This is a genomic window from Archangium sp., assembly GCF_045802675.1.
Taxonomy (GTDB): Bacteria; Myxococcota; Myxococcia; order Myxococcales; family Myxococcaceae; genus Archangium.
The window spans coordinates 27,197-45,768 of record NZ_JBJMQO010000002.1 but is presented as its reverse complement, the minus strand read 5'-3'; the positions used below and the strand labels follow the sequence as shown (position 1 = coordinate 45,768).

Annotated in this window: 14 protein-coding genes; 6 read left to right on the top strand and 8 right to left on the bottom strand. The window is 71.7% G+C overall.

All coding sequences use genetic code 11. From position 1 onward, the window contains the following. The first annotated feature begins 7 nt into the window (after positions 1 to 7). Entirely contained in the window at positions 8 to 496 is a 489-nt protein-coding gene (locus ACJ8AN_RS00230) for a PilZ domain-containing protein (RefSeq protein WP_407753133.1), read from the top strand. Here the strand turns inward: ACJ8AN_RS00230 and ACJ8AN_RS00225 are convergent. Genes ACJ8AN_RS00225 through ACJ8AN_RS00195 form a run of 7 tightly spaced genes read right to left on the bottom strand, consistent with a single transcriptional unit; the run spans position 489 to position 7,546 of the window. After that, positions 489 to 1,400: a CheR family methyltransferase gene (locus ACJ8AN_RS00225; RefSeq protein WP_407753132.1), complete on the bottom strand. Its 912-nt coding sequence runs from the start codon at positions 1,398 to 1,400 to the stop codon at positions 489 to 491. The two genes, ACJ8AN_RS00230 and ACJ8AN_RS00225, sit on opposite strands and share 8 nt — an antisense overlap. Beyond that, the gene (locus ACJ8AN_RS00220; protein ID WP_407753131.1) at positions 1,397 to 1,909 is read right to left on the bottom strand and encodes a chemotaxis protein CheW; all 513 of its coding nucleotides are present in this window, start codon (positions 1,907 to 1,909) and stop codon (positions 1,397 to 1,399) included. The genes ACJ8AN_RS00225 and ACJ8AN_RS00220 overlap by 4 nt, the downstream gene beginning before the upstream one ends. 16 nt (positions 1,910 to 1,925) lie before the next feature. Continuing rightward, positions 1,926 to 3,626, bottom strand: a complete 1,701-nt coding sequence (locus ACJ8AN_RS00215) for a methyl-accepting chemotaxis protein (protein WP_407753130.1) — start codon at positions 3,624 to 3,626, stop codon at positions 1,926 to 1,928. Between the two features lie 36 nt (positions 3,627 to 3,662). After that, positions 3,663 to 5,279: a chemotaxis protein CheA gene (locus tag ACJ8AN_RS00210; RefSeq protein WP_407753129.1), complete on the bottom strand. Its 1,617-nt coding sequence runs from the start codon at positions 5,277 to 5,279 to the stop codon at positions 3,663 to 3,665. Positions 5,280 to 5,314: 35 nt separating this feature from the next. Beyond that, positions 5,315 to 5,953, bottom strand: coding sequence for a GAF domain-containing protein (locus ACJ8AN_RS00205; protein ID WP_407753128.1), 639 nt, complete (start codon positions 5,951 to 5,953; stop codon positions 5,315 to 5,317). Further along, positions 5,950 to 6,333 carry a PleD family two-component system response regulator gene (locus tag ACJ8AN_RS00200; RefSeq protein ID WP_407753127.1) on the bottom strand — a complete coding sequence of 128 codons (384 nt, stop codon included), beginning with the start codon at positions 6,331 to 6,333 and terminating at the stop codon, positions 5,950 to 5,952. Before ACJ8AN_RS00200 ends, ACJ8AN_RS00205 begins: the two co-directional genes overlap by 4 nt. Before the next feature lie 43 nt (positions 6,334 to 6,376). After that, complete coding sequence (locus tag ACJ8AN_RS00195) at positions 6,377 to 7,546, bottom strand: response regulator (RefSeq protein WP_407753126.1); 1,170 nt, start codon at positions 7,544 to 7,546, stop codon at positions 6,377 to 6,379. 477 nt (positions 7,547 to 8,023) lie between these two features. Here ACJ8AN_RS00195 and cutA point away from each other — a divergent pair, with 477 nt between their 5' ends. The 3 genes from cutA to ACJ8AN_RS00180 all read left to right on the top strand — a co-directional run bounded on the left by cutA (position 8,024) and on the right by ACJ8AN_RS00180 (position 11,680). After that, positions 8,024 to 8,350, top strand: coding sequence for a divalent-cation tolerance protein CutA (gene cutA / locus ACJ8AN_RS00190; RefSeq protein ID WP_407753125.1), 327 nt, complete (start codon positions 8,024 to 8,026; stop codon positions 8,348 to 8,350). A gap of 190 nt (positions 8,351 to 8,540) precedes the next feature. Continuing rightward, on the top strand, positions 8,541 to 10,544 hold the full coding sequence (locus tag ACJ8AN_RS00185) for a S9 family peptidase (RefSeq protein WP_407753124.1): 2,004 nt from the start codon (positions 8,541 to 8,543) through the stop codon (positions 10,542 to 10,544). A gap of 155 nt (positions 10,545 to 10,699) precedes the next feature. Beyond that, positions 10,700 to 11,680, top strand: coding sequence for a TerC/Alx family metal homeostasis membrane protein (locus ACJ8AN_RS00180; protein ID WP_407753123.1), 981 nt, complete (start codon positions 10,700 to 10,702; stop codon positions 11,678 to 11,680). A 12-nt stretch (positions 11,681 to 11,692) separates the two neighbouring features. On the opposite strand, the gene ACJ8AN_RS00175 is transcribed toward ACJ8AN_RS00180, so the two are convergent. Continuing rightward, positions 11,693 to 14,365: an AAA family ATPase gene (locus tag ACJ8AN_RS00175; RefSeq protein ID WP_407753122.1), complete on the bottom strand. Its 2,673-nt coding sequence runs from the start codon at positions 14,363 to 14,365 to the stop codon at positions 11,693 to 11,695. Between the two features lie 175 nt (positions 14,366 to 14,540). On the opposite strand from ACJ8AN_RS00175, the gene ACJ8AN_RS00170 reads away from it, so the two are divergent. Further along, positions 14,541 to 17,654 (top strand): tetratricopeptide repeat protein, encoded by a 3,114-nt coding sequence (locus tag ACJ8AN_RS00170; protein ID WP_407753121.1) that lies wholly within the window; start codon positions 14,541 to 14,543, stop codon positions 17,652 to 17,654. Continuing rightward, positions 17,651 to 18,547: a sigma-70 family RNA polymerase sigma factor gene (locus ACJ8AN_RS00165; RefSeq protein ID WP_407753120.1), complete on the top strand. Its 897-nt coding sequence runs from the start codon at positions 17,651 to 17,653 to the stop codon at positions 18,545 to 18,547. The genes ACJ8AN_RS00170 and ACJ8AN_RS00165 overlap by 4 nt, the downstream gene beginning before the upstream one ends. The last annotated feature ends 25 nt before the right edge of the window (positions 18,548 to 18,572 follow it).

The window sequence follows — 18,572 nt, the reverse complement described above, 5'->3', positions numbered from 1 at the left end:
GGCCGCGATGAGCGCCAATCTGTGGGTGGAGCAGTTCCGGGCGCTCCATGCGCGAGCGCGCAAGGGGCCGCCGCTGGCAGAGGACGAGCGGAAGCGCTACGTGGCGGCGCGCGAGCAATTCGCGAGGGCGCTGACGGCGGCGCAGGGGATGAGCCTGGCGCCGGGGCTGTCGGCGAGGCGGACGTTCCGGATAGCACAGGGGCTGCAGGTGGACCTGAGCTTCGCCCTGGGGCCGTTGAGGACCCTGACGCTGGACGTGTCGGTGGGGGGCTTCTCGGTGATGATGCACAAGCCGCCCGCGGACTCGGAGGAGCCCGAGTTCACGCTGCGGCTGCCGGGCAACCAGGAGCCGGTGAAGGGCCGGGCGAAGATGGTGTCGTCGCAGCGCAAGCTTGGGACGCACCGCGTGTCGTTCTCCATCCACGGGCTCGCCGAGAAGGACATGGATCGGCTGGAGATGTCGCTGTTCGACATGGCGCTGGAGCGCATCAAGTAGCGCTGGCACCTGGCGCCGGAGCAGGCTTCGCGCAGTAGATGTTGGGCGCCACGCAGCGGGCGGGCTCGGCGCTGCCGGTGAGGCTCTCGGCGTGCCCCAGGAAGAGGTGGCCCGTGGGCGGCAGCCGGCGCAGCAGCGCGCTCAACGCCCGCCCCCGCGCCTCGGCCCCGAAGTAGATGAGCACGTTGCGGCAGAAGATGAGCTCGAAGGGGCCCGCCGGCCAGCCGCGCTCGTCGTGCAGGTTGACGCGCGCGAAGCGCAGCACCGCGCGCAGCTCTGCCCCCGCCTTCATCCACCCCTCCTGGCTGCGCGTCCCCTTGAGCATGAAGTCGCGCAGCATCGGCCGGGGAATGCCCGCCGCCTTCTCCACCGGCCACAGCCCCTGCCTGGCCCGCTCCAGCGCCCACGTGGACAGGTCCGTCGCCAGCACCTCCACCTCCCACCCCGAGCCCGGTGGGAAGTGCGCGAGCAGCTCCATCGCCAACGAGTAGGGCTCCTCGCCCGTCGAGCACCCCGCGCTCCACACCCTCACGCGCCGGGCCATCAGCCCCTGCGCCGCGCGCCGCGTCCACTCCGGGAAGACGCGCTGCCGCAAGAAGGCGAAATGCTCCGGTTCCCGGAAGAAGTGCGTCTCGTTGGTGCAGAGGCAGTCCAGCATCCGCACCTGCTCGGCCTCGTTGCCCCGCGCGGTGACGAACCGGTAGTAGGCGCCAAAGGACGCCAGCCCCAGCGCGCGCACCCGCCGCGACAGCCGCCCCACCAGCAGCGCCTGCTTCGAGGGGCCCAGGTGGAGGCCCGCCTCCCGCTCCACCAGCGTCTGGAAGAGGGAGAACTCCCGCTCCGTCAACGGCAGGGGGCCCACGCCCGGCACCGCGGGCGCTTCCAACGAGACCTCCGCCCTCATGCGCCCCCACCGGCCGCGGCGCCCACCAGCCCCAGCAGCTCGTCCGCCGACAGCATCCGGTCCAGGTCCAGCAGCAGGATGAAACGCTGCTCCCGCCGGCCCAGGCCGCGCAGGTAGTCCACCGGCGCGCGCGTGCCGAAGGTGGGCGGCGGCTCGATGTCGTCCGGCCCCAGGTCGAGCACCTCGCTCACCGAGTCCGCGAGCAATCCCAGCGCGGTGCGCTCGCCGTCCATCAGGGCCTCGACGATGACGAAGCACGTCCACCGGGTGATGGGGCGAGGACCCATTCCCATCTTCACCGCCAGGTCCACCACCGGCACCACCCGGCCCCGCAGGTTGATGACGCCCAGCACCGCGGGAGGCATGCCCGGCACGCGGGTGATGGGCACGTGCTCGATGATTTCCCGGATGCGCAGCAGCTCGATGGCGTACGTCTCGCCGGCCAGCGAGAACCCCAGGTACTGCGCGGGACGGGTGGGCTCGGAAGATGCGTTCGTGTTCGCGCTCATGGCGAGGCTCTTCATCCTAGAAGCGCTTGAAGTCATGGTCCGAGCTGGAGACGGCGCGCTCGGGGGCCGCCGGGAAGGACGTGGGGGACACCTGCGAGGGCAGCGCCTGTGCCACCGCCTTCAGCCCCTGCGCGGGCGAGTGCGCCTGCAGTTGCACCGGGGGAGGCCTCAGCGCGCGCATCGGCTGCACCAGCCCGTGCATCGCCCTCACCTCCTCCACCACCCGGAAGAACGTCATCATCTGCTGGAGCGACTCGGCCTGCGCCGCCAGCTCCTCCGCCGTCGACGACAGCTCCTCCGCCGCCGAGGCGTTGCGCTGCGTCACCTGGTCCACCTGCACCATCGCCCGGTTCATCTGCACCACTCCGCTGGCCTGCTCCCTCGACACCGCCGCCACCTGCTGCACCAGCTCCGCCGTCTTGCGGATGGAGGGCACCAACTCCTTCAGCAGCAGCCCCGAGCGCTCCGCCACCTTCACGCTGCTGCCCGCCAGGCTCCCAATCTCCTTGGCCGCCTTCTGGCTCCTCTCCGCCAGCTTCCTCACCTCCGAGGCCACCACCGCGAAGCCTCTGCCGTGCTCCCCCGCCCTCGCCGCCTCCACCGCCGCGTTCAGCGCCAGCAGGTTCGTCTGGTACGCGATCTCCTCCACGATGGAGATGCGCTCGGCAATCGCCGCCATCGCCTCCACCGTCTCATTCACCGCCAGCCCGCTCTCCTCCGCGTCCGCGGCTCCCCTCACCGCCATCGACTCCAGCTGCTTGCTCGTCTCCGCGTTCTGGCTGATGGACGCGCTCAGCTGCTCCAGGCTCGTCGTCGTCTCCTCCACCGACGCCGCCTGCATGCTCGTCCCCTGCGACAGGGCCTGCGCCGCCGCCGCCACCTGTCCCGACGCCCCCGACAGCGAGCCCACCGCTCCCCTCACCTCTCCCAGCACGCTGCCGAAGCGCTGCACCATCTCCCTCATCCCCGCCATCATCATCGCCGTCTCGTCCCGGCCCTTCACCTCGATGGCCGCCGTCAGGTCTCCCGAGGCCAGCTTGCCGGTGAGACTCACGGCCTCGTGCAGCGGCCTCGTGATGCTGCGCGACAGCACCCACGCCAGCAGCACCGCCAGCAGCGGCCCCACGAGGCCGCCGCCCATCAACATGCTCTTGATGAAGGCCACCTGCGCGCCGGCCTTCGCCTGGAGACTGTTGCTGCGCGTGATCTCGTCCTGGATGACGCTCATCGCCGTGGCTTCCATGAGCCCCAGGCTCTTGCGCCCCTTGCCGCCCTTCACGTACTCGGCGAGCTGCTCCCGCGTGGCCCGGCCCGCGTCCACGTCCCGGCGCAGCGCCACCTGGTACGCGACGTGAGGCAGGTAGTGCTGCTGGTACTCGTCCATGAGCTGTTGCAGCGGCTCCTGTACCTGGGCGTTGTCGGCCATCAGCTCCTTCAACCGGCCATGGAGCTTGAGGACCGTGGCTTGCTGCTTGGGCAACTCCTCGAGGAGGGACTCGTCGCCCGTGAGCGCGAACTCCATCGCCCGGTTCTCCATCTGGACCAACTGGATGCCCGTGGCGAGGTTGGTGATCTGCACATCATAGGAGCGGTAGTAGTTGCCCCCCACCAGCACCAGGAAGAAGGCGAGGGCCCCCCAGAGGGCGGCGGCGAGCAGCGCGACGAGCATCCCGAATCCGAGCTGCAGCTTCCGGGAGATGGTGAGGTTCTGGAGCATGGTTTCCTCTAGGAATGTGGAAGGGGACGCGGGGCCTCAGGCCACGGCGGCCCGCTGACGGATGGCGGTGCGCAGCAGGGTGGGCACGTCCAGGACGAGCCCCACGCGGCCACTGCCGAGAATGGTCGAGCCCGACACGCCGGGCAGGTGGCGGAAGAGGCGGCCCAGCGGCTTGAGGACGCACTGGCCCTCGCCAAACAGGGTGTCCACCACCAGGCCCGCGCGGCTGCCGCCGTGGCCCAGCACGACGACGCTCTCGCGCACCGGCGCGGGCCCCCGCACGCCCAGCAGCTCGCGCAGCCGCAGGTAGGGCAGCGGGCGGCCCCGCAGGTTCAACACGCCCGTCCCCTCCTGCCCGCGGCGCTCCGCCGGCAACTCCAGACACTCGCGCACCGCCTCCAGCGGCAGCACGTACGTCTCCTCGCCCACGCCCACGGAGAAGCCTTGAATCGTGGCCAGCGTCAGCGGCACCCGCAGCGTCACCGTGGTGCCCTGGCCCTCCTGGCTGCGCAGCGACACCAGGCCGCGCAGCGCCCCCACGCTCCGGCGCACCACGTCCATGCCCACCCCGCGCCCGGACACCTCCGTCACCCTCTCCGCCGTGGAGAGCCCCGGCAGGAAGACGAGCTCCTCCAGCTCCTCCATCGTCATCCGCTCGGGCTCCAGGCCCAGCCCGCGCGCCTTCTGCCGCAGCCGCTCGTAGCGCAGGCCCCGGCCGTCATCCGCCAGCTCCACCACCAGCGAGCCCGGCTCGTGGAAGGCCCTCAGCACCAGCGTGCCGCACGCCTCCTTACCGGCCGCGCGCCGCTCCTCCGGCGTCTCCAGGCCGTGGTCCACCGCGTTGCGCACCAGGTGCAGCAGCGGCTCGCGCAGGCCCTCCACCAGCGCCGTGTCCACCTCCACCTCCTCGCCCTCCAGCACCAGCCGCGCCCACTTGCGCTCCGTGCGCGTCAAGTCCCTCACCGTGCGCCGCTGCTGCCGGAAGAGCGGGCCCACCGGCACCATCCGCACCCGCATCACCTCTTCCTGCAATTCCTCGTGCAGCCGGTCCGCCTCGCGGTGCACCTCCAGCGCCTGCTCCGCCGTGCCCGTCACCAGCACCTGCGCCAGCCGCGTGCGCGCAATCGCCAGCTCCCCGGTGAGGATGGCGATGCGATCCAGCTTCTCCACGTCCACGCGCAGCGTGCGCCCGCGCCGCCCTCCCGCCTCCACCGCGTGCTCCTCCACCGGCGCGGCGTACACGGCCCGGCGCGCCTCCTGCTGGCGCAGCGCCTCGCTGCACGCGCGCAGCCGCCCCACCAGCTCCGTCTCCTCCTGCGCCGGCCGCTCCTCCCCCGCGAGCACCGCGTCCAGCAGCTCGCGCAGCCGGTCCACCGTCGCGAGCAGCAGCGTCACGTGCTCGTCCGACACCGGCAGCCGCCGCTCCAGCAGCGTCTCCAGCACGTCCTCCAGCACGTGCGACACGTCCGTCATCCCCGAGAAGCCCAGCGCCGCCGCCGCGCCCTTCACCGTGTGCGCGCCCCGGAAGATGGACCGCAGCCGCTCCTCGTCCGGGTGCTCCTCCAGGGAGACGAGCGCCTCCTCCATCTCCGTGAGCAGCTCTCCGGATTCCTCGGCGAAGGTGGCGAGCAGCCGCTCGCGGTCCAGTTCCAATGGTGTCCCCCCTCCCGGGAAGTCGCCGCCCCTTCTCAGGACGGCCGGCCCGCGGACAGTCCGCGAGCGCAGTACAAGGCCCTCGCCCCTTGCGTGGCGAGCAGCTCCAGCAGCTCGCGGTCCTCGGGCTCGAGGCGGGGTTTGTGGGGCAGCAGCCCGAACAGCACCATCATCCCCAGGACGTGGCTCCCCAGTCGCAGGGGCACACACGCGCGCGGGCCGGATTCTGTCTGGTTTTGAGCGCTCGCCTCGTCCATGAGGTCCGCCAGCCAGGGAGAACCCGTTCGGGCGGAGTGGCCGAGGGAGTCCTCGCCCAGCGGCAGCCGGCGGAAGCGCTCGGCGTCGATTCCCAGCGAGGCGCGCAGCACCAGCTCGCGGCGCTCGTGCTCCAGCTCGAAGATGCCCAGCGTCTCGGAGCCCACGAGGTTGACGACCAGGTCCATGAGGATGGCCATCAGCTCCGGGGGCTCGAGCGACTCGTGCAGCCGCTGGGAGGCCACGCGCAGGCGCACCAGGTGGGCGAGCTCCGCCTCCACCAGGCCCTGGCGCTGGGCGCGCCACTGCTCGTCCTCCTCGTGCCGGGCGAGCGAGGCCTTCAGCCGTTCGTTCTCCGCGCGCAGGCTGGCCACCTCCGCGCGCAGGGTCTCGTTCTCCCAGTGGAGCGGCTCTCTCATGTCCGGCGGGCCTCCTCGAGGTGGCCACGCACCTTGGCCAGCAGCTCCTCGCCATCGAAGGGCTTGGTGATGTAGTCGGTGCAGCCGCTCTCGAAGCCCTGGCGCACGTAGTGGGGCTCGCCGCGCGTCGTCACGAGGATGATGGGCACGTTGCGCGTCTCCGCGCGCGAGCGCAGGGCGCGGCACGTCTGGAAGCCGTCCATGCGCGGCATGAGGACGTCCAGGAAGATGAGGTCCGGCCGCTCGGTGGTGGCCTTGTCGAGCGCCTCCTGGCCATCGCGCGCGGTGAGCAGCTCGTAGCCGCAGTGGTCCAGCATCATCCGGTGCAGCAGCAGCACGGTGCTGGAGTCATCCACGAGGAGGATCTTCTTCTTGGGCATGGCGTGCCTCCGGGAGGGAGGAAGGGGTGGCGGAGAGGCGGGCTCAGATGAGGGGGCTGCTGGCGCGGATGAGCTCGCGCAGCTGCATGAGGCGCCGGGGGCTCATGCCCAGGAACTGCACCCCCATGCCGAGCGGATAGGAGGCGGTGCGGCGGGGCGCGTAGGGGTTGGACCAGGAGACGAGGCCGGGGCCCTCGAGCACCTCGCGCGTGGTGGGCAGGTGGATGCGCAGCTCGAGCGCGGCGCCGGGGCGGGCGGGCACCAGCGTGCGCACGAAGAGGGCGCCCGGGCTGAGCGCGCTGGAGTAGCAGGAGGACCAGGAGTAGCTGCCCACCTCGCGGAACTCCACGGGGCACACGAAGGGCACGCGCTCGTCCACCAGGAGCGCCACCGTGTTGCGCTGCAAGAAGCCGTTGATGCGGGAGAGCAGGTGGCGCGGGGCCAGGGTGCGCGCGCTCAGCCAGACCTGCCCGAGCATGGGCGCCGCGGTGACCTCGCCTTCCGTCACCACCACGGTGTGCACCCGGCCCAGGCGCGTGCCGGTGCGCAGGTGCTCCACGCGCATCAGCTCCTCGGCCGAGGTGACGGGGGTGCGCACCAGCAGCAGGTGGATGGGCTCGCCGTACTCGGCCACCCGGGCCACGGCGCGCTCGGGGGTGGCGGCGTACAGCAGGTGGTGGCCGCACGCCTCGAGGTGGGCACCCAGGCCGTCGTGCGCGCCGGGCTCCTCGCCCACCAGCAGCACGGTGCGCGGGGTGCGCCGCTCCACCAGACGGTACGAGGGCCCGGGCGACCTCTCGCGCAGCACGTCGATGCGCGCCTGCAGCTCGGTGATACGCACCGGGCCGAGCAGGCAGTCCTCCGCCCCGCCCTGCACGCACGTCTCCAGCAGCTCCGCCGGCGTGTGGTCCCCCGCCACCACGAGCAGGGGCACGTCCCCATTCTGCGGGTGGCCGCGCAGCGCCCCGAAGCCGGGCCCGCCCTCGGGCGGCAGCGCCCGCCAGTCCATCACCACCATCAGCGGACGGAAGCGGCTCAGCTCGGCGCGGGCCGCCAGCAGGTTGTCCACCGACACCACCTCGCAGCCCACGCTGCGCAAGAGGGCCGTCAGGTACAACCGCAGCTCCTTGGCCTGGTCCACGAGCAGCACCTTGCGCGACGGCTCCGCGGACACCCCGGACTGATGGGACAGCACATGCGTGGTGAGTGACATGCCGTGATTCCCCCCATGAATCCCGTGCGGCTCTCTGGACCCGAACCCCGGTCTCCCATTCCTTGACGGGTGCAAGGAATCCAGGAGCACTGTGTGAAACCAACAGGAAATGGAATACGGGAAACTGTGCCTGCTCGCCTACTGTCCCCAGGGCCCGGCCACGCCCCGTGGAAGCTAGCGGACACTCTTTCGTCGAGAAGGGCGCACTCCGCCCACCGCCCCTGCAATCCCAGGCGAATGCAGCGTTGGCTATCCGACGATGCCCCGTCCTCGCGCGTGGTCGGACAGGAGCCCACCGCGGGGGTGTGGCCTCCCAGTCCACAGCATTTGAAAGACAGGTTTAAGACAGGCAAAACATTCCACGCCGGACATGGGGAATCATCTGTCCGGATAAAAACTCTCACGAATCGAGATGTAGGGATGTGAGGAATTGGCGGCCCCTTCCGCGCACTTGAATAGACGGGTAAGGGAGGCCCCATGACCGATGCCATCGTCGTCTTCGTCACCGCGCCCACGGCCGACAAGGCCGCGGAGCTCGCCCGCACGTTGGTGGAGGAGGAGCTCGCGGCGTGCGGCAACCTCGTGCCCGGCCTGCGCTCCATCTACCGCTGGGAAGGCAAGGTGCACGACGAGCCGGAGGTGCTGCTCATCCTCAAGACGCGTGCTCCGCTCTTCGAGGCCCTGCGCGCGCGCGTGGTGGCGCTGCACCCCTACCAGTGCCCCGAGGTGCTGCGGCTGGACGTGACGGAGGGCCACGCCCCGTACCTGCAGTGGATTGCCGGTAACGTGCGCCCGTCGCCCTGAGCGCCCCCACGCCGCGTCCCAGCCGTCCTGACGGACCGTCCCACCCGCTCCGGCCGGGGGTTCGACCGGGGGTGCGCGAAATGCGACACTTCCCCACGCAACCGGGCTCCCGCCCCCGGCACGAGGCGTCGTGCCGGAGTGCTAGAACCAGGGCCCATTCCATTCACGCGCTCCAAGGAAAGGCCTGCTCATGACCATCTCGAGTCGGGAGGCTCCCTGCGGTTCATGGAAGTCCCCCATCAGCGCCGACATGATCGCCACCCAGACGCTCTCGCTGGGCGAGGTGGCCGTCGATGGCGATGACGTGTACTGGTTGGAGTTCCGCCCGGGCGAGCGGGGACGGCACGCGATTGTCCGGCGCACCGCGGATGGGACCCTGGCGGACCTCCTCCCCGCGCCAGGCGAGGGCAAGCCGACCTACAGCGCACGCAGCCTCGTGTACGGCCACGGCGGGGGCTCGTTCGCGGTGTCCGAGGGGATGGTGGTCTTCGTCAACCACGCCAGCACCGGGCCGCACCCCGACCAGCGGATGTACCGGGTGAACCCGGGCCGCACGCCGGTGCCCCTCACGCCGGAGACGGGCGGCAAGCACCGCTTCGGAGACCTCATCATCGATCGCACGCGCAACCGCGTGCTGTGCGTGCGCGAGGACTGGCGCAACCTGAAGGACGGCCAGCCGCGCGCCTCGCTGGTGGCGGTGGACATCGACGGGCAGAAGCAGAGGGTGTTGACGGAGGGGCGCGACTTCTACTCCTCGCCCGTGATCAGCCCCAATGGCCGGCGCCTGGCGTGGCTCGCCTGGGACTACCCCTGCATGCCGTGGGACGGCTGCGAGCTGTGGGTGGCGGACGTGGACGAGGAGGGCCGGCTGCACCACCCGCGCCTGGTGGCCGGCGGCACCACCGAGTCCATCTTCCAGCCCGAGTGGTCCCCCCAGGGCGAGCTGTACTTCGTGAGCGACCGCAACAACTGGTGGAACCTCTACCGGTTGCAGGGGCGCAGCGTGGTGCCGGTGCTCGAGCGCAAGGCGGAGTTCGGCACGGCCCAGTGGAGCCTGGCGCAGTCCACCTACGCCTTCATCTCGCCGCGGCACGTGGTGTGCGCCTTCAACGAGCAGGGCCAGTGGAAGCTGGGGCGGCTGGACGTGGTGCTCGGCCAGTTCGCCGAGCTGCCCACGCCCTTCACGGACATCTCCCAGGTGCGCGGCGGCTTCGCCACGGCGTACTTCGTGGGCGGCGGCCCCGAGCAGCCCGCCTCCGTGGTGCGCCTGGACATGGAGTCCGGCAAGCCCCAGGTGCTCAAGGCCTCCAGCCGCCTGCCCGAGGAGCTCACCCCGTACCTCTCGCGCTGCGAGCCCCTGCACTTCCCCACCACGGAGCTGGGCGAGGCGCATGCCTGGTACTACCCGCCCACGAATCCGCACTGCGCCGTGCCCGCGGGCGAGAAGCCGCCCCTGCTCATCATGAACCACGGCGGCCCCACGGGCTCCACGGCGACGAAGCTGGATTGGACCCTCCAGTACTTCACCAGCCGGGGCTTCGCGGTGGTGGACGTCAACTACCGGGGCAGCACCGGCTACGGCCGCGACTACCGCCTGTCGCTCTACGGCAACTGGGGCGTGATGGACGTGGATGACTGCGCCAACGCCGCGCTGCGGCTGGTGCAGGAGGGCAAGGCGGACGCGAAGCGGCTGGTGGCGCGCGGCAGCGGCTTGGGCGGCTACACCACGCTGTCGCTGCTGGCCTTCCGCGACATCCTCCGCTGCGGCACGAGCCTTGGCGGCATCGCCAACCTGGAGACGCTCACCGAGCATTCGGACAAGTTCGACGCCCACTACCTGGACCAGATGCTCGGGCCCCTCCCCGAGTCCCGGCAGCTGTTGCAGGACCGCTCGCCCTGCTTCCACATGGAGAACATCAAGCGCAGCCCGCTGCTCTTCATCCAGGGCCGGCAGGACGCGCGGGTGCCGCAGCGCGAGACGGAGGAGATGGTGCGCAAGCTGCGCGCCAATGGCGTGCCCACGGCACTGCTGTCCGTGGACGGCGAGCCCCACGGCCCGCGCTCCACCTCCGAGCTCAAGAAGGCCCTCGAGGCCGAGCTGGCCTTCTACGCGCGGGTGATGGGACTGACGCTGGCCGAGCCGCTGGAGCCCGTGGCCCTCGAGCCCGCGCCGTCCGAGTCCCCGCACCGCTGAGCGCGCAGGGCGGACACCGGGGGGGCGAGCGGGCGAACGCCACGTCCGCCGCAGGCCCCGGAGGAAGTGCTCCTCGGGGGTGGCGAGCGACGGGGACCCCAGGTTGTGGAAGGGGTCCCGGATTGTCAGCTTGCCCCCATGGACTGGAGCGCTGAATGAACTCCACCCCCGTCGCCGTCTGGGAGTGGGGCCTCTTCGGAGTGGCCGTGCTGGCGATGATCTTCATCGACCTGCTCGCCCACCGCACGAAGAGTGGGGAGACGAAGAAGGGGGCGTATGCCTGGAGTGCCGCATGGGTGCTCGTGGGCCTGTCCTTCGCGGGCTTCGTCTGGGCGAGGCACGGCGGCACCGCCGCGCAGGAGTACCTGGGCGCCTACCTCATCGAGAAGAGCCTCAGCCTGGACAACCTGTTCGTCTTCCTCGTCATCTTCTCCAGCCTCAACGTGCCCGGGGACAAGCAGCGCCGGGTGCTCTTCTGGGGGATTTTCGGGGCGCTCGTGTTCCGCGCCCTGTTCATCATCCTGGGCCTGGAGGCGCTCGAGCGCTGGCACTGGGTCGTCTACATCTTCGGCACCATCCTGCTCGTGGCCGCCTGGCGCGTGGCGCGCCGCCATCCCTCGGAGGAGTCGGACAACAAGGTCGTCGAGTGGTTGGAGCGGCGCCTGCCCGTGACGACGGAGTACCAGGGAAAGCAATTCTTCAAGCACGTGGACGGCAAGTGGCAGGCGACGCCGCTGCTGCTCGCGCTGCTCGCCATCGAGCTGTCGGACGTGGCCTTCGCCATCGACTCGGTGCCGGCGGCGCTGTCGGTGAGCCACAACCTCTTCGTCGTCTACACGTCCAATGTCTTCGCCATCCTCGGGCTGCGCGCGCTCTACATCGCGCTGGCCAAGACGGTGCACGAGCTGCGCTACCTGCACTGGGGGCTCGCCGCGGTGCTCGCCTTCGCCGGGTTGAAGATGATCGGCTCGGAGTGGATTCAGCTTCCGCCGCTGGTGTCGGTGGGCATCATCGTGGTGTGCATCGGCCTCTCCGTCTGGGCGAGCCTCCGCGCACGCCAGAAGGCCGAGCGCCAGCGGCCAGCACCGCATGACGAGCGGCCCCACGGCGGCCGGCACGAGGAAGCGCACGCGTAGAGGCGCGGGCGCTCAGTGGACGGGGGCCTCGGGGGCCTCGGGGGCCTCGCGCCGCGGCGCCCGGCCCTCCACCTGGAAGGAGAACTTCCCCTCCACGAAGTCCACCACGAGCCGGTCCCCCTCGTGCAGCTCGCCTCGCAGCAGCATGCGGCTGAGCTCCGTCTCCAGCTCGCGCTGGATGACCCGCCGCAGCGGCCTCGCGCCGAACCTGGGCTCAAACCCCCGCCGGGCCAGTTCTTCCTTCGCCGCCTCGCGCACCTCCATCGTGAGGTTCTGCCCGTGCAGCTTGCGCCGCGTGGACTCCAGCATCGCGTCGACGATCCGGTGCAGCTGCTCGCGGTCGAGCGCGTGGAAGACGATGATTTCGTCGATGCGGTTGAGGAACTCGGGACGGAAGTGGCCGCGCAGCGCCTCCAGGATGGTCGCGGCCACGCGCGCGTCCTCCACGTTCATGCCCTCGCCAGAGCGCTGGAAGCCCAGGGCCCCCTTCTGCAGCCCGAGCTGCTCGGCCCCCAGGTTGGACGTCATGATGATGACGGTGTTCTTGAAGTCCACCGTGCGCCCCCGCGAGTCCGTGAGCCGCCCGTCGTCCAATATCTGCAACAGCAGGTTGAAGACGTCCGGGTGCGCCTTCTCGATTTCGTCGAACAGCAGCACCGAGTAGGGCCGCCGCCGCACGGCCTCGGTGAGGCGCCCGGCCTCCTCGTAGCCCACGTAGCCCGGGGGCGCGCCGATGAGCCGGCTCACCGTGTGCCGCTCGAGGTACTCGGACATGTCGAAGCGCAGCATCGCGTTCTCGTCGTTGAAGAGGTAGTCGGCGAGCGCCCGCGCCGTCTCCGTCTTCCCCACGCCCGTGGGCCCCAGGAAGATGAACGAGCCGATGGGACGGCCCGGGTCCTTCAACCCCGCGCGCGCCCGCCGCACCGCCTCGGAGATGGCGCGCAGGGCCTCCTCCTGGCCCACCACCCGCTGGCGCAGCGCTCCCTCCATCTCCAGCAGCCGCTGCGACTCCTCCTGCTGCAGCTTCTTCGCCGGAATCCCCGTCCACTCGCTCACCACCGTGGCGATGGACTCGGGCGTGACGGTGGGCTCCGCCACCCCCTTGGCTTGCTGCCACTGCGTGCGCAGCCCGTCCAGCTCCGCGCGCAGCGCCTCGAGCTCCTCCTTGAGCCGCGAGGCCTCCTGGTAGCGCTCGCCGGCCACCGCGGCCTCCTTGTCCTTCTCCTTCTGCGCCAGCCGCTCCTCCATCTCCTTCATGCGGCCCGGCTCGGTGTGCGCCCCCAGCCGCACCATCGCCGCCGCCTCGTCGAGCAGGTCGATCGCCTTGTCCGGCAGGAAGCGGTCGCTGATGTACTTGTCGGCCAGCTCCACCGCGGCGGTGAGCGCGGCGTCGGTAATCTTCACCCGGTGGTGCGCCTCGTACGAGTCGCGCAGGCCCCGCAGAATCTCCATCGCCTGCTCCGGGGTGGGCTCGGCCACCATCACCGGCTGGAAGCGGCGCTCCAGGGCGGCGTCCTTCTCGATGTGCTTGCGGTGCTCGTCCAGCGTGGTGGCGCCCAGGCACTGCAGCTCGCCGCGCGCCAGGGCCGGCTTGAGCATGTTGGCCGCGTCCATCGAGCCCTCGCCCGCCCCCGCGCCGACAATCGTGTGCACCTCGTCGATGAACAGGATGACCTTGCCCTCGAGCGCGCGAACCTCGTCCATCAGCCCCTTGAAGCGCTCCTCGAACTCGCCGCGGTACTTCGCGCCGCCGATGACGGCCGCCAAATCCAACGAGAGCACCTTCTTGTCCCGGAGCATGTCCGGCACCTCGCCCGCGACAATGCGCTGCGCGAGGCCCTCGGCGATGGCCGTCTTGCCCACGCCCGGCTCGCCGATGAGCACCGGGTTGTTCTTCGTCTTGCGGCTGAGGATGCGGATGACGCGCGTCATCTCCTTCTCGCGGCCGATGATGGGGTCCAGGTCTCCCGCCCTCGCCAGCGCGGTGAGGTCGCGCGTGTAGCGGGTGAGATTCGGCGGGAGCCGCTCCGAGCCCCGGCCCCCTCCGGCTGCCCCCGGCGTCCCCGGCGCGCCCCCCACCAGGAGGAGCTCCCTCAATTCGTCCGGGTCGATGTCGGAGAGGAACTGGGCGGCGAAGCTCTCGCCCTCGGCCATGGTGGCGAGCAGCAGGTGCTCCGGGCCGATGAACGTCTGTCCCAGCTGCACCGCCTGGAGCCGGGCCAGTTGCAGCACGCGCTTCATCCCCGAGGACAGGCCCACGCCCTCGGCGCGGCGCGGCACCTTGCGCTCCATCACCTGCCCCAGCCGGGCCTCGTACTCCTCCACGTCCGTGCCCTCGGCCTCGAGCGCCGCGCGGATGTCCGGCACCTTCTCGATGAGCGCCAGCAGCAGGTGCTCGATGCGGATGCGCTCGTAGCCCCACTCCAGCGTCAGCCGTCCCGAGTGCTCCAGCACCTGCTGCGCCAGCTCCGACAACTGCGCGAGGAGGTTCTCCCGCCTCGGCCGGGGGCCCATCATCTGCGTGAGCAGGCCTTCCAGGCCCAGGGGCATCGCCCCGGTGGCGTCCAGGCCCATGGCGCTCGCGCAGTGGTTGCACAGGCTCAGCGTGCTGCCCTCCCGCTCATCGCCCGTTTCCTGCTTGAGGAACACCACCGCGGGCCTCGACCGGCAGTTCTCGCACAGCATCGTCCGCCACCTCCCACCCTCCCTGGGAAGCTAGGGCGGCGTCGGGTGGGGGACCATGTCCAGGCGTCCATCCCCGAGCGGCCAGCCGGGCCCCACCTCGCCTGGCGTGTCCCGAGCGCCTCCTGGTTTTTCAGGGAGCACAAAGAATGGGGGATTCCTCTAATATGCCTCCCAGATGGAGTGCCCGGACGAAACGACGCTGAGCGATTTTCTCGCGGGAGTGCTCCCGGAGGCGGAGCGAGCCCGGGTGCTGGCACACGTGGAGGGCTGCGCGCAGTGCCAGCGGCAGGTGGCCCTGGGCGCCAGCTCCTACCCGGACGTGCCGGTGGCGGCGGGCACGGAGGCCCCCCTGGCGCCGGGGGCCATGCTCGCGCGCTACGTGGTGCTCGAGCGCATCGGCCGGGGTGCCATGGGCGAGGTGTACGCGGCCCATGACCCGGAGCTGGACCGGCAGGTGGCCCTCAAGCTGTTGCGTCCGGAGGGCCGGCACGTGGAGGAGCTGCGGCGGCGGCTGCTGCGCGAGGCCCAGGCCCTGGCCAGACTCTCGCACCCCAACGTCGTCGCCGTGCACGACGTGGGCATGCGCGAGGACGGCGTCTTCCTCGCCATGGAGCTGGTGCATGGCACCACGCTGGCCGAGTGGCTCAAGCAGCCCCGCGCCTGGCGCGAGGTGGTGCGCGTCTTCCGCGAGGCGGGGCGGGGGCTGGCGGCGGCGCACGCGGCGGGCCTGGTGCACCGCGACTTCAAACCGGCCAACGTCCTCGTGGGCCATGACGGGCGCGTGCGGGTGACGGACTTCGGCCTGGCCCGCCCCTCCAACCGGGTGGACGTGCCGCTCGAGCCGCCCACCTCCTCCCCGCCCCACCTGGAGCCGGAAGCCCTCTCGCACCTCACGCGCACGGGGGCGCTGCTGGGCACGCCGGCGTACATGGCGCCGGAGCAGCTCGACGGGCGCGGCGTGGACGAGCTGTCGGACCAGTTCAGCTTCTGCGTGGCCCTCTACGAGGCGCTCCACGGCACGCGGCCCTTCGAGGGCGGGAGCCTGGAGGAGCTCGGCCGGGCGGCGCGCGAGGGACGGGTGCGGCCCCCGGGGGACGAGTCCAGGGTACCCGCCCGGGTGCGGCGCGCGGTGCTGCGGGGACTGCGCGCCCAGCCCGAGGAGCGCTTCCCCTCCATGGAGGCGCTGCTGGCCGAGCTCTCGCCTCCCGCCCTGCGCCCGCGCACCTGGGTGGCGCTCTCCGCCGTCACGGCCAGCCTGCTGGGCGTGGCGCTCGGCTACGGGGCGTCGCACCGGCGCGAGGTGCGCTGCGCCCAGGAGACGGAGAAGCTCGCCGCGGCCTGGAGCCCCGAGCGGCGCGAGCACGTGCGCGCGGCCTTCCTCGCCACCGGCAAGCCCTACGCGGCGTCCGCCTGGGAGGCCGTCTCGCGCGCGCTGGACGCGCACGCCGACTCCTGGCGCTCGCTGCGCACCGAGTCCTGCCTCGCCGCCGCGCGCGACGACTCCAGCACCGCGTGGCAGACGGGGGTGTGCCTCGACACCCGGCTGTGGCACCTGGCCGCCATCACCGACGTGCTGGAGAAGGCGGACGCGCAGACGGTGCAGAACGCCCCGCAGATGGTGGCCTCGCTCGAGGGCCTCACCAGCTGCAAGGAGGCCCCGGCGCTCGCCACCCGCCCCCAGCCGCCCGATGCCCTGCGCCCCCAGGTGGACGCGGCCCGGCGCCGGCTCGCCGGGGCCGGGGCGAAGCTGTACGCCGGCAACCACGCCGCCGGCATCGAGGTGACGACGGCACTGCTCAAGGACATTCAAGGGCTCGACTACCGCCCCCTGGAGGCCGAGGTGCTCGCCATGCACGGGCACCTGCACGGCCTGTCCGGCAAGCTCAAGGAGGCCGAGGAGATTCTCTACAAGGCCCTCTGGGCCGCGCAGGCCGGGCGCGACGACGAGACGGTGGCGCGCGTGTGGACGCTGCTGCTGTGGGTGGTGGGGGACCAGATGGCGCGCATGGACGAGGCCAACCGGCTCGTCCACCACGCCCGCGCCGCGGTGGAGCGGCTGGGGCCCGAGCGCTTCCCCACGCTCGCCACCGACCTGCACCTGCGCATGGGCGGACTGCTGCTGGTGCAGGGCAAGCTGGACGAGGCGGAAGCCGAGTTCACCCAGGGGCTGGCGCTCTCGAACAAGGCCTACGGCCCCGACAGCCTGCGCACCTCCTATTGCCTCTCCGGACTGGGGCGGGTGCGCTCGCGGCAGATGCGCGGCGCGGAGGCCCTCGCGCTCTTCCGCCAGGCCGAGGAGGTGCGCGAGCGGCTGTGGGGGCCCGAGCACCCCTCGCTCGCGCTCAACCTCAACAACATCGCCACCGAGCTGCTGTCCCAGGGCCGGCCCGACGAGGCGCTCGCCACCTTCCGCCGCTCGCTCTCCCTGCTGGAGACGGCCCGCTCCAAGGAGCACCCGAGCCTCGCCGCCCCGCTCAACAACCTCGCCGTGCTGCTGCGGCGCGAGGGGAAGCTGGAGGAGTCCCGGAAGCACTTCCAGCGGGCGCTCGCCATCTTCGAGCGCAGCAAGGGCCCGGACCACCCCAACACCGTCACCGCGCTCGCCGGGCTGGGCATGGTGGCCTACGACGCACAGCAGCTCGACGAGGCGCTCGACTCCAACGAGAAGGCCCTGGAGCGGATTCAGCGCGGCATGGGGCCGGACACCCCGCGCGCCGAGCTGCCGCTGCGCAACCTCGCCCTCATCCACCGGCGGGCCGGCCACCCCGCCAAGGCCCGCGAGCTCCTCACGCGCGCGCTGCACCTGCTGGAGAAGGAGAACGGCACGGACAGCGTGGTGAGCGCGGGCGTGGTGCGCGAGCTGGCGCGGCTCGACCTGGACGCCGATGCGCCCCGGGCGGCGCTCGCCAGCTGCCAGCGCACCCTGAAGCTCGACGAGCAGGCGCAGGGCGCGGAGAACCCGGACGTGGCGTTGGACCTCGCCTGTCTGGGCGAGGCACGGCTGGGCCTCGGGGAGCCGGAGCAGGCGGTGCCGCTGCTCGAGCGCGCCCGGCACATCCACGAGCGCGCCCCGGGAGACAAGCTGGACGCGGCGCGGGCCACCTTCCTCCTGGCCCGGGCCCTGTGGACGCGGCCCGCGCCCGAGGAGAGGACACGCGCCACCGCCCTCGCCGCGCAGGCCCGGGGCTGGTTGGAGTCGCTAGGGACACGGGCCCGGCTGGAGCTGCGCGAAGTGGCCGACTGGCAGGCCCGGCAAGCCCCGCACGGGGTGAGCGAGAACAGCCGATGAAGAGCGAGGAGGAGGCACGTCCCCTCACGGAGCTGCTGCTGGCCCACGCGGCCCCGGAGCGCCTCGCGTGGCTGCGGGAGTGGCCGGGGCTGGAGACGCTGCTGGCAGAGCACCTCGCCGCGTGCCGGGAGGCGTGGCCCCCGGTGACGCTCTCGCCGGAAGCCTTCCTGCGCCACCTCGCGCGGCACCTGCCTCCACAAGGCGCCCCGGCGGATGCGCTGCGCCAGTTGCACGCCGCGGACCTGTACCTCGCGTGTGCCTGTGCCGGGGGCGACCCCCAGGCCCTGCATGCCTTCGAGCAGCACATCCTCCAGAAGGTGCCCGCCCGGCTCGGCCAGCTCCCGGAGTCCACGGTGGACGAGGTCCTCCAGGTCGTGCGCCAGCGGCTGCTGCTGGGCATGGGAGGCGCGCCTCCGAAAATCGCCGACTACTCGGGCCGGGGGCCGCTGAGGGCGTGGGTGCGCATCGTCGCCGCGCGCATCGTCAGCGAGCTGTCCAGCCGGGACGGGCGCCAGGAGCTCTTCTCCGAGCCCCCCGAGACCCTCGAGCGGATGCTGGCGCCGGACGACCCGGAGCGCGAGCTGCTCCAGGCCGACTCGCGCGAGGTGCTCACCGAGGCGCTGCGCGCGGCCCTGGCGGCCCTCTCCGAGCGGGAGCGGGCCCTGCTGCGCCTGCACCACCTGCACGGGCTGACGATGGACAGGCTCGCGACGATGTACGGAGAGCCGCGCTCGAGCGTGGCGCGCCACGTGGCCCAGGCGCGCGAGCGGCTGCTGAAGCTCACGCGCCGCGAGCTCGCCGCCCGGTTGAAGCTCGAGGGCCGCGAGCTGGAGAGCCTCCTGGGACTGGTGCAGAGCCGGTTGGACCTGAGCCTCGACCGGCTGATGGACTGAGCGAGCGCACTTCTCGACGTCTCCG

Coding starts and splice junctions, on each gene's coding strand:
- ACJ8AN_RS00230 (WP_407753133.1), top strand. CDS start 8: ATGAGCGCCAATCTGTGGGTGGAGCAGTTCCGGGCGCTCCATGCGCGA.
- ACJ8AN_RS00225 (WP_407753132.1), bottom strand. CDS start 1,400: ATGAGGGCGGAGGTCTCGTTGGAAGCGCCCGCGGTGCCGGGCGTGGGC.
- ACJ8AN_RS00220 (WP_407753131.1), bottom strand. CDS start 1,909: ATGAGCGCGAACACGAACGCATCTTCCGAGCCCACCCGTCCCGCGCAG.
- ACJ8AN_RS00215 (WP_407753130.1), bottom strand. CDS start 3,626: ATGCTCCAGAACCTCACCATCTCCCGGAAGCTGCAGCTCGGATTCGGG.
- ACJ8AN_RS00205 (WP_407753128.1), bottom strand. CDS start 5,953: ATGAGAGAGCCGCTCCACTGGGAGAACGAGACCCTGCGCGCGGAGGTG.
- ACJ8AN_RS00200 (WP_407753127.1), bottom strand. CDS start 6,333: ATGCCCAAGAAGAAGATCCTCCTCGTGGATGACTCCAGCACCGTGCTG.
- ACJ8AN_RS00195 (WP_407753126.1), bottom strand. CDS start 7,546: ATGTCACTCACCACGCATGTGCTGTCCCATCAGTCCGGGGTGTCCGCG.
- cutA (WP_407753125.1), top strand. CDS start 8,024: ATGACCGATGCCATCGTCGTCTTCGTCACCGCGCCCACGGCCGACAAG.
- ACJ8AN_RS00185 (WP_407753124.1), top strand. CDS start 8,541: ATGACCATCTCGAGTCGGGAGGCTCCCTGCGGTTCATGGAAGTCCCCC.
- ACJ8AN_RS00180 (WP_407753123.1), top strand. CDS start 10,700: ATGAACTCCACCCCCGTCGCCGTCTGGGAGTGGGGCCTCTTCGGAGTG.
- ACJ8AN_RS00175 (WP_407753122.1), bottom strand. CDS start 14,365: ATGCTGTGCGAGAACTGCCGGTCGAGGCCCGCGGTGGTGTTCCTCAAG.
- ACJ8AN_RS00170 (WP_407753121.1), top strand. CDS start 14,541: ATGGAGTGCCCGGACGAAACGACGCTGAGCGATTTTCTCGCGGGAGTG.
- ACJ8AN_RS00165 (WP_407753120.1), top strand. CDS start 17,651: ATGAAGAGCGAGGAGGAGGCACGTCCCCTCACGGAGCTGCTGCTGGCC.